The sequence below is a fragment of the Achromobacter sp. 10T422 genome (assembly GCF_056394065.1).
Genome location: NZ_JBFTHD010000001.1, coordinates 114443 through 129060 on the forward strand (window position 1 = coordinate 114443; position 14618 = coordinate 129060).

General features: G+C 64.4%; 10 protein-coding genes and 1 pseudogene. 4 read left to right on the forward strand and 7 right to left on the reverse strand.

The genetic code is table 11. The features are described from left to right. The first annotated feature begins 29 nt into the window (after positions 1-29). A complete protein-coding gene (locus AC1DB0_RS00460; RefSeq protein WP_175169012.1) occupies positions 30-944 on the forward strand; it encodes a LysR family transcriptional regulator in 915 nt (304 codons plus the stop codon). Positions 945-1040: 96 nt separating this feature from the next. Here AC1DB0_RS00460 and ntrC read toward each other — a convergent pair whose 3' ends face one another. From ntrC to rdgB, 5 genes are all read right to left on the reverse strand, one after another. Continuing rightward, a complete protein-coding gene (gene ntrC, locus AC1DB0_RS00465) occupies positions 1041-2534 on the reverse strand; it encodes a nitrogen regulation protein NR(I) (RefSeq protein ID WP_054421899.1) in 1494 nt (497 codons plus the stop codon). Next, complete coding sequence (glnL, locus tag AC1DB0_RS00470) at positions 2534-3598, reverse strand: nitrogen regulation protein NR(II) (protein ID WP_046804936.1); 1065 nt, start codon at positions 3596-3598, stop codon at positions 2534-2536. The genes ntrC and glnL overlap by 1 nt, the downstream gene beginning before the upstream one ends. A gap of 191 nt (positions 3599-3789) precedes the next feature. Then, on the reverse strand, positions 3790-5202 hold the full coding sequence (gene glnA, locus AC1DB0_RS00475) for a type I glutamate--ammonia ligase (RefSeq protein ID WP_476758564.1): 1413 nt from the start codon (positions 5200-5202) through the stop codon (positions 3790-3792). A gap of 184 nt (positions 5203-5386) precedes the next feature. Next, the gene (gene hemW, locus AC1DB0_RS00480) at positions 5387-6607 is read right to left on the reverse strand and encodes a radical SAM family heme chaperone HemW (protein ID WP_054421895.1); all 1221 of its coding nucleotides are present in this window, start codon (positions 6605-6607) and stop codon (positions 5387-5389) included. Positions 6608-6643: 36 nt separating this feature from the next. Continuing rightward, a complete protein-coding gene (gene rdgB, locus AC1DB0_RS00485) occupies positions 6644-7267 on the reverse strand; it encodes an RdgB/HAM1 family non-canonical purine NTP pyrophosphatase (protein ID WP_054421894.1) in 624 nt (207 codons plus the stop codon). A 276-nt stretch (positions 7268-7543) separates the two neighbouring features. Here rdgB and AC1DB0_RS00490 point away from each other — a divergent pair, with 276 nt between their 5' ends. Beyond that, positions 7544-9379 (forward strand): EAL domain-containing protein, encoded by a 1836-nt coding sequence (locus AC1DB0_RS00490; RefSeq protein WP_476756857.1) that lies wholly within the window; start codon positions 7544-7546, stop codon positions 9377-9379. A gap of 165 nt (positions 9380-9544) precedes the next feature. Here the strand turns inward: AC1DB0_RS00490 and AC1DB0_RS00495 are convergent. Continuing rightward, positions 9545-10984: pseudogene (locus AC1DB0_RS00495) on the reverse strand (methyl-accepting chemotaxis protein); the annotation flags it as partial. Positions 10985-11206: 222 nt separating this feature from the next. On the opposite strand from AC1DB0_RS00495, the gene AC1DB0_RS00500 reads away from it, so the two are divergent. Both AC1DB0_RS00500 and AC1DB0_RS00505 read left to right on the forward strand, forming a co-directional pair. Next, positions 11207-12367 carry an acyl-CoA dehydrogenase family protein gene (locus tag AC1DB0_RS00500; RefSeq protein WP_054421889.1) on the forward strand — a complete coding sequence of 387 codons (1161 nt, stop codon included), beginning with the start codon at positions 11207-11209 and terminating at the stop codon, positions 12365-12367. Positions 12368-12384: 17 nt separating this feature from the next. Beyond that, complete coding sequence (locus tag AC1DB0_RS00505; RefSeq protein WP_476756808.1) at positions 12385-13767, forward strand: MmgE/PrpD family protein; 1383 nt, start codon at positions 12385-12387, stop codon at positions 13765-13767. Between the two features lie 99 nt (positions 13768-13866). Here the strand turns inward: AC1DB0_RS00505 and rph are convergent, their stop codons facing one another. Then, positions 13867-14601, reverse strand: coding sequence for a ribonuclease PH (gene rph, locus AC1DB0_RS00510; RefSeq protein WP_476758565.1), 735 nt, complete (start codon positions 14599-14601; stop codon positions 13867-13869). Positions 14602-14618 lie beyond the last annotated feature (17 nt).

Here is a 14618-nt window from a genome sequence, read left to right on the forward strand (position 1 = left end):
CATTCAAATTTTTTGAACACCCCTCTTCCATGCAACCGATCACCCCTGAACTGCTGATTCTTGTCGACGCCATCGCCCGCCACGGCAGCTTCGCCAAAGCGGCCCGCGAACTGGGCAAAGTGCCCTCGGCCGTGACCTATTCCATCCGCAAGCTGGAAGACGGGCTGGACGTGTTGCTGTTTGACCGCTCTGGCCACCGCGCGCTGCTGACGCCTGCGGGCGAAGCGCTGTTGAAAGACGGGCGGCATGTTCTGCAATCGTTAGACGACCTGGCTTGCCGCGTCAAACGTATCGCAACGGGCTGGGAAGTGGAACTGCGCATCGCAGTTAGCGCCGTGCTGCCCTGGCGGCCGCTCTATGACTTGATCGATGAATTTCAAACGCTGGAAAGCGCGACCACGCTGCGGTTTTCCAGCGAAGTGCTAAGCGGAAATTGGGATGCGCTGACGTCCAACCGTGCGGATCTGGTCATTGGTGCGGGCGCGCATGCGGAGCCGACCGGGCCGTATCGTTCGCAGGCGATTGGCACCACGCAATTCGGTTTCTGCGTGGCGGCGCATCATCCGCTAGCGTCGCTGCCGCAGCCGCTCAGCCGCGCGGACATCACAAAGTACTGCGCGGTGGTGGTGGCCGATACGTCACGAAATTTGCCGCCGCAATCGCGCGGGATTCTGGCGGATCAACCCACGCTGGTGATGCCGTCGATGCAGGCAAAGATCGAAGCGCAGGTGCGCGGGCTGGGTTGCGGCTATCTGCCGCTGACGATGGCCGCGCCGTATTTGTCGCAAGGCTTGCTGGTGGTGTGCGACACGGATGAGGGCATGGCGCTGACAGAACACGTGGCGTATGCCTGGCGCGCCGAAGCGCCGGGAGAAGCGCTGAAGTGGTGGCTGCAGAAGCTGAAATCGCCGCGGTTATGTGAGAGTTTGTTGGGGATGGGGTGATGGGTTTCGCGCGGGGGTTGCTTGCTTTCTTGCGGTGGGTGGAGCGCGCCATGTCATCCCATAGGAATGGGATGCGCACCGCGCGCCCCCCATCTATCACTCGTCCTCGATCCCCAATTCGCGCAGTTTGCGCGTGATCGTATTGCGCCCAATCCCTAAACGCGATGCGGCTTCCACGCGGCGGCCGCGGCTGGCGTCCAGCGCGCTTTGCAGCAGGATCTTTTCAAACTGGCGGGTCAGCGTCGCCATCACTGCCGGCTCACCGCGTTCCAAGCGGTACTGTGCATCGCGCAGCAACGAATCTTGCCAGTTGCGTGGCGCGCCGTCGTCGACAACCGATGATGCCTGCACAACCGTACCGATGCTGGGCACGGACGCCGCCGGACGCAGCGGCGCCGACCCGGCTTGCTGCTGATGCTCCAGCGCACGAATTTCCGGTGGCAGATCCTGGCGGTCTACCGTCTGGCCGGGCGCCATCACCGTCAGCCAATGGCAGAAGTTCTCCAGCTGGCGCACGTTGCCGGGGAAGTCGAACTTCGTCAGCACGGCCAACGCATCCGGCGTCAAACGTTTAACCGGCACGCCCAGCGTGCGGGCGCTGGCGGTCAGGAAATGCTGAGCCAGGGCTGGAATATCTTCCACGCGCTCACGCAAAGGCGGCAGGCGCAGGCGGATGACGTTCAGGCGGTGGAACAAGTCTTCGCGGAACAAGCCCTGTTCAACGCGCTGCTCAAGCGGCTGGTGGGTAGCGGCCACGATGCGCACGTCCACGCGCACCGGCTGTGCGCCGCCCACGCGATAGAAGCTGCCTTCGGCCAGCACACGCAGCAAACGCGTCTGCAATTCAATCGGCATGTCGCCGATTTCATCCAGGAACAGCGTGCCGCCGTGGGCTTCCTCGAAGCGGCCGCGGCGCAAGTTGTTGGCGCCGGTAAACGCGCCCCGCTCGTGGCCGAACAATTCGGCTTCGAGCAGATCACGCGGAATGGCCGCCGCGTTCAGCGCCACGAAGGGGCCGCTGGCGCGCACGCCGTGGCCGTGCAACGCACGCGCCACCAATTCCTTGCCCGTGCCCGATTCCCCGGTGATCAACACCGTGACTTTCGACTGCGCCAGGCGGCCAATGGCGCGGAACACTTCCTGCATCGCGGTGGAGGACGACTGCGTCATCATCCAGCGTTCGTTGTTCTGCGCGGACTCGCCCTGCCCTTCGGGCGTTTCGGGCTGTGCGGATTCCTGCATGGCGCGCTGAATCAGCGCCACCGCTTCGTTCACGTCGAACGGCTTGGCCAGGTAATCAAACGCGCCGCCCTGGAAGGCGGACACGGTGCTGTCCAAGTCGGCGAACGCGGTCATCACAATGACCGGCAAGCCGGGATGCCGTTCTTTCAACTGGCGCAACAGCTCCAAACCATTGCCGCCAGGCATGCGGATATCGGACACCAATGCGACGGGCGTTTCGCGCGACAGCGCTTCCAGCACGTCAGCCGATTGGGAGAAACTGCGGGTGGGGACACCAGCGCGGGCCAGGGCCTTTTCGAGGACCCAGCGGATGGCCTGGTCGTCATCGACGATCCATACGGGTTTCATCAGTGTGCGGGCTCCATCGGTAGGACCAGGCGAAACTCGGTACGCCCGGGTCGGGATTCAAATTCGATGATGCCGCCGTGCTGCTGCACGAAGTCCTGGGCCAGGCTCAAGCCCAGCCCGGTACCGCCGGCCCTGGCCGTGACCAGCGGGTGGAAAATGCGGTCACGGATATGGTCCGGCACGCCGGGACCGTTATCAATAATGGACAGCACCAGCGCCAGCCGGTGTTGCCGGTGCGCCAGCATGACTTGGCGCGCAACCCGCGTGCGCAAGGTGACCACGCCCGGTTCCGTCTGCGGGCCTTGTGGCCGCGCGACGAGTTCTTGCGCGGCGTTGCGCGCCACGTTCAGCACGGCCTGCATCAAGCGGGCGGCGTCGCCCTTCAAGTCAGGCACCGAGGCGTCGTAGTCGCGCAAAATCGTGACGTCGTTGCGGAACTCGGCCTGAATCAGCGCGCAAACGCGCTCGCAAATTTCGTGGATGTTCACCGGCCGCGCATTCAGCGGCACACGTTGCGGGCCGCTCAAGCGGTCCACCAGCGCCTGCAGGCGGTCGGCTTCGGAAATAATGACCTGGGTGTATTCGGCCAGCGCCGCACTGGGCAGCTCGGCTTCAAGCAATTGCGCGGCGCCGCGCAAACCGCCCAAGGGGTTTTTCACTTCATGTGCAAGGTTGCGCAACAGCTCGCGGTGCGCTTCGATTTCATCAACCAGCCGATGGTTGCGGTCGGCCAGCACGCGCTGCTCGATCTCACGCGTTTCGATCAGTACCGGCCAGCGTTGGCCGGTCAGCCCCACCGTGGTGACGGCGACTTCGACGGACTCGGCGGCGCGGCGCAACGAGGCTAATTGCCTGACGTCGGCGTACCTGCCGGCGGCGGCGCGGTCGATGGAGGACTGGATGTTTTCTGGGGTGTCGAACAGCGTGGCGGCGGAGTGCCCGCAGAGTTGCTTGCGCGAGCGGCCGAACAAATCCTCGGCGGCGGCGTTGGCGTACTCAATGTGACCGCGCTCGTTGACCAGGAAAACGGACGTGGCAAGCAGATCGAGAGCTTCTACATTCATTTTTCAACGTACCCGAATGACAGGGGGGAAAGCGGAACGCGCCCGCGACGGCGGCGCCGGAACCCGGCGCCCTGCCCGCCAGGCATCGCCTGGCGGACAAACCGTCGAGCCGCGACCTGGTGGTGCGCGTGGTGTGGGCCCTGGTTTCTGCCTACATCATCGCGCTCCCCCCCGCCACAGCCTCTAAACGATCAGAGGCTGTAGTACATGTCGAATTCGACCGGGTGCGTCGTCATGCGCAGACGATTCACATCGCCCATCTTCAGGTCGATGTAGGCGTTGAGCATGTCGTTGCTGAACACGCCGCCACGGGTCAGGAATTCGCGGTCCGCGTCCAGGGCTTCCAGCGCTTGTTCCAGCGAGGAGCACACGGTCGGGATCTTTGCGTCTTCTTCCGGCGGCAGGTCGTACAGGTTCTTGTCGGCCGGATCGCCCGGGTGGATCTTGTTCTGGACGCCGTCCAGGCCGGCCATCATCAGGGCCGAGAAAGCCAGGTACGGGTTGGCCAGGGGGTCCGGGAAACGCGCTTCGACGCGGCGGCCCTTCGGGTTGCCGACGTACGGAATGCGGATCGAGGCCGAACGGTTGCGGGCCGAGTAAGCCAGCTTGACCGGGGCTTCGTAGTGCGGAACCAGACGCTTGTACGAGTTCGTGCCCGGGTTGGTGATGGCGTTCAGGGCGCGGGCGTGCTTGATGATGCCGCCGATGTAGTACAGCGCGAATTCCKACAGGCCGGCGTAGCCGTTACCTGCGAACAGGTTTTGGCCATCCTTCCAGATGGATTGGTGCACGTGCATGCCGGAACCGTTGTCGCCAACGATGGGCTTGGGCATGAACGTGGCGGTCTTGCCGTAGGCGTGGGCCACGTTGTGCACGACGTACTTGACGATCTGCGTCCAGTCGGCGCGCTGAACCAGCGTGCTGAACTTGGTGCCGATTTCCAGCTGGCCAGCGCCAGCCACTTCATGGTGGTGCACTTCAACCGGCACGCCCATTTGTTCCATCAACAGGCACATTTCCGAGCGCATGTCCTGGAACGAATCAACCGGGGGAACGGGGAAGTAGCCGCCCTTGACTGCGGGACGATGGCCGGTGTTGCCGCCTTCGAATTCCAGGCCGGTCGACCACGAGGCTTCTTCGGACTTGATCTTGACGAACGTGCCCGACATGTCGGTGTTCCACGTCACGCCGTCGAACACGAAGAATTCGGGTTCCGGACCAAAGTAGGCGGTGTCGCCCAGGCCGGAGGACTTCAGGTAGGCTTCGGCGCGCTTGGCCAGCGAACGCGGGTCGCGGTCATAGCCCTTCAGGTCCGACGGTTCGACAACGTCGCACGACAGGATCAGGGTCGGCTCTTCGCGGAACGGGTCCAGATTGCCGGTGGAGCAATCGGGGATGAGCAGCATGTCGGAAGCTTCAATACCCTTCCAACCCGGGATCGACGAACCGTCGAAAGCCTGGCCGCTTTCCAGCTTGTCTTCGTCGATCTGGCTGGTGGGCACGGACACGTGATGCTCACGGCCAACCGTATCGGTAAAGCGGAAATCCACGAATTTGACTTCGTTATCGGCGATCTGTTTCAGGACGTCTTTCGGGCTTGCCATGTCATCTCCATTAGATAAAAGGGTCGAGGGCTTTGCCGCTCGACTGGCATAAAAGAGGGAAGCAATAAGCGTGCCAGGTTTTTACCCCGGGATTCCCCGGGGAAAGCCGCACGGTCATGGAAAAATGTAGCACCACTTTGGTGCAAATAGTGGGGCATGATTGCCCCAGTTTGGTGCTGCACCACTACAGGAACATTTCCTGAAGGTCATTCAGGAACCGCCAACCCAATGGCGTGGCCTTCAGGCGGGTGGGATCGGCGTCCAGCAAGCCCCGTTTAGAGGCTGCCTCCAATTGGTGCGCAATGGCCGCCAGCGACAAACCAGTGCGCTCATTGAACGCGGTGCTGGGCACGCCGTCTTTCAACCGCAGCGCGTTCAGCATGAATTCGAACGGCAGCTCGTCAGGGCCGACCTGCCGGCTTTCCGATACGTGACTGCCGTCACGCGCCATCGCGGCTTGCATCCAGGAGTCGGGGCTGCGCAAGCGCGCCTCGCGCACGATACGGTCATGGAATGACAGTTTGCCGTGCGCGCCGGGGCCAATGCCCAGGTAGTCGCCAAATTCCCAGTAGTTCACGTTGTGCCGGCACCGGGCGCCGGGCTTGGCGTACGCCGACACTTCATAGCGCGCCAGGCCGGCAGCCGCCAGTTCGGCCTCGACGGCGTCCTGCATGGCGGCGCTGGTGTCGTCGTCGGGCAGGTCTTCGGGCGGAAACTTGGCGAAGACCGTGTTCGGTTCCATCGTCAGGTGGTACAGCGACAAATGCTCGGTGCCAAACGAGATGGCTTCGCGCAGGTCTGCCACGCAGGCGTCCAGCGTCTGCCCCGGCAAGGCGAACATCATGTCCAGGTTCACGCGCGATACCGCCTGTTGCGCCATGTCGATCGCGGCGCGGGCTTGCGCCGAATCGTGGATGCGACCCAACTTCTTCAGCTGGGCGTCGTCGAAACTCTGGATGCCCAACGAGAAACGCGTGACGCCGCTGGCCGCATAGTCGCGGAAGCGGCTGGCCTCGGCGGTGCCGGGGTTGGCTTCCATGGTGATTTCGGCGTCGGGCCATACGTTCAGACAGGCGCGCAGCATGGCCAGCAGTTCGTCCAGGCCGGCAGACGACAACAGGCTGGGCGTGCCGCCGCCAATAAATACCGACACGACCTGGCGGCCCCAGATGGACGGCAGCGCCTGCTCAAGGTCGCTGCGCAGCGCATCGAGATAGGCGCGTTCGGGAATCTCACCCGGCGCGGCGTGGGAATTGAAATCGCAATACGGGCACTTGCGCACACACCACGGCACGTGCACATAGATAGAGAGCGGCGGCAGGCTCGACAGCGTGGCGCCGGCCGGCACGCGCAGGCGCGAGGCGGGCGCGCCCATGTCGTTGCGGATGGGAATGATGATGGACATGCGGGTTTCCTGGGGCGGACGCGGCGGGCGCGCCCCTTAAGCCTGGCTGAGCTTGCTCAGCAGCTCGCGCAAGGCGCGGGCGCGATGGCTGACCCGGTTCTTTTCTTCGGGGTCGAGCGACGCGGCGGTGAGCGCCATGTCGGGCAGATAGAAATGCGGATCGTAGCCAAAGCCGTTGGCGCCTTCGGGCTGATCAATGATCTCGCCGTGCCACAGGCCTTCGCCAATGATCGGGCACGGGTCGTTTTCGGAACGGACCAGCGCCAACACGGCCACATACCAGGCGCGGCGGTCGGCCACGTTGGCCAGGTGCTGCACCAGCAACGCGTTATTGGCTTGATCGGATTTTTCGCCGCCATGCATCTTGGCGTAGCGGGCCGAATAGACGCCGGGCGCGCCGTTCAGCGCGGCCACGCACAGGCCGGAATCATCGGCCAGCGCGGGCAGCCCGGTCAGGCGGCTGGCGTGGCGCGCCTTGGTCAGCGCGTTTTCAACGAAGGTCACGTGCGGCTCTTCGGCTTCCGGCACGCCGAGTTCGCCTTGGGGCACCAGCTCAATACCCAGGGGAGCAAACAAGGCGGAAAACTCACGCAACTTGCCGGCATTGTTGGACGCCAGCACGATGCGGCGCAGGGATTCGGGAATCTTGGGGGAAGTCATAGCGCAAATTGTATAGGGCGTGGCCCTGCGCGCGGCGGGTGTTTGGGGCATGACCTTGCAAGGGGGATGGGCAAGAGCCCCAAGTCCGGAAAACGCGCAAGGTCAATGAGTCCGAAGACAGGCAAGGTCAACAAGTAGGTTGACAGCTATGTAACACCCGCCGGAAGATTGCGCGTCGCGCGAGCGGCAACAACGCAGACATATTTTGTTGTCACTATGGCCAATCTTGTCACTGATCGTATCTGAACGCCCTCGGCGATGACCTCACTTCACGCTATGCCCCGGCCAGCTGCGGCCCGCGCGCCCCACTCTTCAACGGGCGATGGGCCCGCATCCATCGGCTTGGCCGGCATTCTGCGCGAAGGGTTGTTGCGGCCGCGCTACCAGCCCGTGGTCGATTTGTCTCATAGCCGAATCTACGGCCACGAAAGCCTGATTCGCGGCCCGGCCGATACCGCCCTGCACTACCCGGACGCCCTGTTCGCTGAAGCCCGCCGACGCGGTCTGCACCCCCAGCTGGAGCTGGCCAGCTTTCGGGCGGGCGCCCAGGGGTTTCAGGATAACGAGGCCACCGGCAAGCTGTTCCTGAATCTGTCTGGTTCAGCGCTGATCCATTACTGGACGCTCTGGGGCAGCGACATGCCCATGCGGCTGCTCAAGGATTGCGCGCTGGAGCCGTCCAGCATCATCGTTGAACTGACCGAACAAGATCCGCTGTCCGAACACATGGGCGAACTGGGCAACGCGTTTGCCTGCCTGCGCGAGCACGGCATGCGCATCGCGCTGGACGACTACGGCGTGGGCAATTCGAATCTGCAGCTATGGTCGGAAATGCAGCCCGACCTGGTGAAAATCGACCGCTACTTCTTTGACGGCATCGGGAAGGATGACCGCAAGCAAAGCATGGTGCGCGCCATACTGAAGGTGGCCCAACACCTGGGCACGGCGATTGTCGCTGAAGGCATCGAGACCGCCGACGACCTGGCCATGGTGCGCGAGCTGGACATCCGCTATGCCCAAGGCTGGCTGCTGGGCCGCCCCGAAGAAACGATGTTGACCGAGCTGACGCCGCCGCTGCGCGATTCATTGCGCGTGCGCAGCACCGCGCCGCTGTCGCAACGGGCGGCCGGCGGTACCGCAGCCAGCCTGCGCGTGGAGGCGCCCGCCGCGCTGCTGAACAAGCACACCAACGACGACGTGCATCGCTTGTTCATCGAACACAAGACCATGCACGCGGTGGCGGTCGTCGATGCCGACAACCGGCCGGTGGGCATCATCAACCGCCGCGATTTTTCCGAACACTACGCGCAGCGTTATACCCGCGAGCTCTTCGGCCGCGACGCCTGCTCGACGTTCATGAACGCCGAACCGGTGCTGGTGGACCTAAATGTGTCCATCGACCAGTTGAGCCACGTGCTGATCTCGGAAGACCAGCGCTACCTGATGGACGGCCTGATCATTACGCGCGACGGCCGTTACGACGGCCTGGCCACGGGTGAAACGCTGGTGCGCTCGGTGACCGAAATGCGTATCGAGGCCGCGCGCTACGCCAACCCGCTGACGTCCTTGCCCGGCAACATCCCCATCAGCCGGCACATCGCCACCCTGCTGGAAGACGCGGCCGACTTCACCATCTGCTACGGCGACCTGAACAACTTCAAACCGTTCAACGACGTCTACGGCTACTGGCGCGGCGACGACATGATCATGTTGACGGCCGAAGTCATCAAGCACCACTGCGATCCGCTGCGCGACTTCGTGGGCCACGTGGGCGGCGATGACTTCGTGGTGCTGTTCCGCAGCGCCGACTGGATGGATCGCGTGCAGCGCATCATCGCGGAATTCAACGAGCAGGCCACCGACCTGTACGACGATCAGGGCCGCCATAACGGGGGCATCGAAGCCGAAGACCGTTACGGCGTGCCGCGCTTCTTTCCCTTCGTGACCTTGGGGGTGGGCGCGCTGACCGTCACCCCGTCGTTATGCGAGCGCATCCGCCCGGAGGACATCGCGTCGGCTGCCGCGCATGTCAAGCACAAGGTCAAGCATGGGAACCTGTCGCTGGTGGCCGAGCGCTACACCGGCGGCGCCCTGCCCCAATTGAGCGACTGACTGGCCGGCTGCCGCGTGCACGGCAGCCGCATCCTGCGCAGCCTGCGCAATCTGAAACACTGCGACGGCACGGCGCAGGCCTTGCGCCTGGATTTCCAGCGCGGCAGCGGCGGCCGCAGTCTGCTCGACCATGGCGGCGTTTTCCTGCGTGGACCGTTCGATGTCGGCCACCGCGTCATTCACCGACGCAATGCCCGCCGCCTGTTCGGCCGTGGCGCTGGAAATTTCGGCCACGATCTGCGTCACGCGGTCCACCGACACCACCATGTCGCGCATGGTGTCGCCCGCCAGGTTCACCTGACGCACGCCCGCCTCGACGCGCGCGGCCGAGTCTTCGATCAAGCCCTTGATTTCTTTGGCGGCCTGCGCGCTGCGCTGCGCCAGCGAGCGCACTTCGCCCGCCACGACGGCAAAGCCTTTGCCTTGTTCGCCGGCGCGCGCCGCTTCCACCGCCGCGTTCAGCGCCAGGATGTTGGTTTGAAAGGCAATGCTGTCGACCACGCCCACGATCTCGCCAATGCGGCGCGCGCTGTCGGCAATGCCCTGCATGCTTTGCACGACCTCGTCCACCGCCTGCCCGCCGCGTTGGGCCAGCTGGGTGGCGCTTTCGGCCTGCCGGCTGGCCAGGTCGGCATTGCCTGCCGTCATCTGCACCGTGTGCGCCAGTTGCGTCATATTGGCGGCGGCCTCTTGCAGCGAACCGGCCTGGCGCGCGGTACGGTCGGACATGTCTGCCCCGCCCGCGGCGATTTCGCCCGAGCCCGTGTGGATTTCTTCAACGCCATGGCGTACCGAGGCCACCGCCGCCGACAGGCCCGTCTGCATGCGGCGCATGGCGGAATACAGCACGCCGATTTCGTTGTCGCCGCGCGTGGCGATGGCGCCGGTCAGGTCGCCGTCGGCGATGCGGTCGAAGTGCGCACCGGCTTCGTTCAACGGACGCAGAATGCTGCGGCGAAACGCCAGGCGGATCAACACGGCCAGCAACAGCACCAGCCCCAGCACACCTGCCGCCACGAGAATCACGCGCTCCAGCGTTTGGCTGGCGCCCGCCACGGCCGCCTGGCCCTGGTCACGCGAATAGGTCTGATAAGCGTCCGCTTGCTTCACATACGCCGCACCGCTCACGGGCAGCGCCTTGTCCACCAGCCGATTCACTTCGATCCCGTTCCAGCCCTGGATGGCCTTTTGCATGGGGGCCAGTGTCTGGTCGGCAAACGCGGTGTAAGCCGTCAGCACCTGTTCAAACAACGGCCCGCCCTGCTCGCTGGTGTCCGGGTTGCCGCGCAGCCGCGCCAGGCTGGCTGCGGCTTGCTTCAACAGCGCATCCGCTTGCGCCAGGGATTGATTGCGCGCGTCTTCCAGGCCGCCTTCCATGCCGGTCTTGGCGTCCGTCAGCGCGGCGCGCGCCTGGAACAAGCGGCTGGTCATGTCGGCCAGGTCGCTGGCCCGTTCGATGCTGCCCCGGCCCAAGGCCTCGATGTCGGCGCGGTTGTCGCGCAGGACGGCGATGCCGGCAGCGGCCGCTACTGCGAACAGCACCACAAACAACGCCAGAATGGCGGAAACCGCCGTGGTGACCCTGAGATTTTTACGCATATCCATCCGTGTGTAGCCTGGCGCCTGGGCGCAGTGCTACGGATTATGGACACGCAGTTTGGCAATTTCTTGACACAACCTGGCCGCCGCCATGACGAACGCCGGTCATGAAACTGCGCTTTTGCGAACAGGAACCCCGTATTAAGGAATTGTGAATTGGCAGGGCCGCGCCCTTGCGGCACATTCGATGCTGTACCGAACCCTTACTTACCTCATATCAGCAGCCCTATGCCCAACGCCTCTCACGCTTATCAGGACATCCGCGAAGCCGTGCGCGACCTTTGCGCCCAATTCCCCTCCGAGTATTTCCGCAAGATCGACGAAGAACGCGGCTATCCCGAAGACTTTGTCCGCGCGTTGACCGAGGCCGGCTGGCTGGCTGCACTGATTCCGCAGGAATACGGCGGCTCGGGTCTGGGCCTGACGGAAGCCTCCGTCATCATGGAAGAAATCAACCGCAGCGGCGGCAACTCGGGCGCCTGCCACGGCCAGATGTACAACATGGGCACGCTGCTGCGCCATGGCTCCGAAGCGCAGAAACGCGAATATCTGCCGCGCATTGCGGCTGGCGAATTGCGCCTGCAATCCATGGGCGTCACCGAGCCCACCACCGGCACCGACACCACCAAGATCAAGACCACCGCCGTGCGCCGTGGCGACCGCTACGTCATCAATGGCCAAAAGGTCTGGATTTCGCGTGTGCAGCATTCCGACCTGATGATTCTGCTGGCGCGCACCACGCCGCTGGACCAGGTCACGCGCAAGTCCGAAGGCATGTCGATCTTCCTGGTGGACCTGCATCATGCAGTGAAACACGGCATGGCGATCCGCCCGATTCCGAACATGGTCAACCACGAGACCAACGAGCTGTTCTTCGACAACCTGGAAATTCCCGTCGAAAACCTGATCGGCGAAGAAGGCAAAGGCTTCAAGTACATTCTTGACGGCCTGAACGCCGAACGCACGCTGATTGCCGCCGAGTGCATCGGCGACGGCTACTGGTTCGTGGACAAGGTCACCGCCTACGCCAAGGAACGCATGGTGTTCGGCCGCCCGATCGGCCAGAACCAGGGTGTGCAATTCCCCATTGCGCGCGCCCACATCAACGTGGAAGCCGCCAGCCTGATGCGCTACGAAGCGTGCCGCCTGTTTGACGCGCACGAGCCTTGCGGCGCGCAGGCCAACATGGCCAAGCTGCTGGCCGCCGACGCATCCTGGGAAGCCGCCAACGCCTGCCTGCAATTCCATGGCGGCTTTGGCTTTGCCACCGAGTACGACGTCGAACGCAAGTTCCGCGAGACCCGGCTGTATCAGGTTGCGCCCATCTCCACCAACCTGATCCTGTCCTACGTCGCCGAACACATCCTGGGCTTGCCCCGTTCCTTCTGACACCAGGCCATCCGCTCATGACCGCTACTCAAGATACGCCCCACCTTAGCGCCGGCCTTGCGGCCTTTGCCGCGAACTTGCGCTACGAAGACATCCCCGCGCCGGTATTGCGCCGAGCCGAAGATTTGCTGTTGGACTGCCTGGCGTCGATTCTGGCGGGCGCCTCGGCGCGCGCCGTGCAAGCCATCGACCGCTACGCGGCCGCCATGGGCCCCACGGAAGGCCCAAGCGAAGTGCTGATCACGCGCCGCCGCACCAGCCCCCTGTTTGCCGCCATGGTCAATGCCGCCGCCGCGCACGTGGTAGAACAGGACGACGTTCATAACGGCTCGGTGTTCCATCCCGCCGCGGTCGTCTTCCCGCCCGCGCTGGCCGTGGCGCAGGCGCTGGGCAGCTCGGGCCGCGACCTGCTCGTGGCCGCCGTCGCCGGGTACGAAGTGGGTATCCGCGTTGGTGAATTCCTGGGCCGTTCGCACTACAAAATCTTCCACACGACGGGCACGGCGGGCACGCTGGCCGCTGCCGTGACGGTGGGCCGCTTGTTGAAGCTGACGCCCGAGGAGATGCTGCACGCGCTGGGTTCCGCCGGCACGCAGGCCGCCGGCCTGTGGGAATTTTTGCGTGACGCCGCCGACTCCAAGCAACTGCACACGGCAAAAGCCGCCGCTGACGGCATCACCGCGGCCTATCTGGCGCGCGAAGGCTTCACCGGCGCGCGCCACATTCTGGAAGGCCCGCAGGGCATGGCGGCCGGCATGTCCACCGATGCCGACCCGTCCAAGCTGTGCGACCGCCTGGGCGAACGCTGGGCGCTGGCCGAGACCTCGTTCAAGTTCCATGCGTCATGCCGCCACACGCACCCCGCCGCCGACGCGCTGCAACAAGCGCTGCGCGACAACAAGCTGACGGAAGCCGATGTGGAACGCGTGGTGGCCCACGTGCATCAGGGCGCCATCGACGTGCTGGGGCCGGTCGTCAACCCGCAGACGGTGCATCAGTCCAAGTTTTCGATGGGCACGGTGCTGGCGCTGATCGCGCGCAAAGGCCGCGCTGGGCTTGCCGAGTTCGATGCGGGGTTGGACGACCCGGCCGTTGCGGCGTTTCGCGGCAAGGTCGACATGGTGCTGGACCCGGAAGTCGACAGCGCCTATCCGCAGCGCTGGATTGGCAAGGTCACCGTCACCACGCGCGACGGCCGCACGCTGCACGGCCGCGTGGACGAACCCAAGGGCGACCCCGGCAACACGCTCAGCCGTGCCGAGATCGAAGACAAGACGCTCAGCCTGGGCCGTTACGCGGATGCGGCAACGGAACAGGAGCTGCGCGGCCTGATCGACACGATCTGGGGGCTTGAGCAGGTACAGAAGGTGGGGATGTTGCTGGCGCACAAGGGCGCGTGACGACACGCTTTTGCTGACACGCAATGACAAACAGCCGCGGAGAAGCGGCTGTTTGTCATTGGGCGAGAAAACGCCGCGTGGTCAGGTTCAACGCATGCGTCAGACCAATGCTGCGCGCTGCGCCTGAACCAGGCTGGCAATACCGCCTTCGGCCAGCACCAGCATCGTGTCCAATTCAGCACGCGTGAAGGTCGCGCCCTCGCCGGTGCCTTGCACTTCAACAAAGGCGCCGCTGCCCGTCATGATGACGTTCACATCGGCGTCGCAGGCCGAGTCTTCGGCGTAATCCAGGTCCAGTACCGAACGGCCTTGCACCAGGCCCACCGACACCGCAGCCACCGCGTCGCGGATCGGATTCACGGCCAGGTCGCCGCGCTTCATCAGCAACGCTACTGCGTCGGCTGCCGCCACCCATGCGCCGGTGATACTGGCGCAGCGCGTGCCGCCATCGGCTTGCAACACGTCGCAGTCCAGATGCAGCGTGCGTTCGCCCAGCGCCTTCATATCGAACACGGCGCGCAGGCTGCGGCCGATCAGGCGCTGGATTTCCTGTGTGCGGCCGCTTTGCTTGCCGCGTGCGGCTTCGCGGTCGCCGCGCGTGTGTGTGGCGCGCGGCAGCATGCCGTATTCCGCCGTGACCCAGCCTTCGCCCTTGCCCTTCAGAAATGGCGGCACTTTTTCCAGCACGCTGGCCGTGCACAGCACGTGGGTGTTGCCGGCCTTCACCAGCACCGACCCTTCGGCGTAGCGCGTGAAGCCGCGCTCCAGGCTGAACGGGCGCAATTCATCAACAGCGCGGCCGGACGGACGGGCGATGGTGGGCAGTGTGGTCACAGGCAGACTCCAGACAG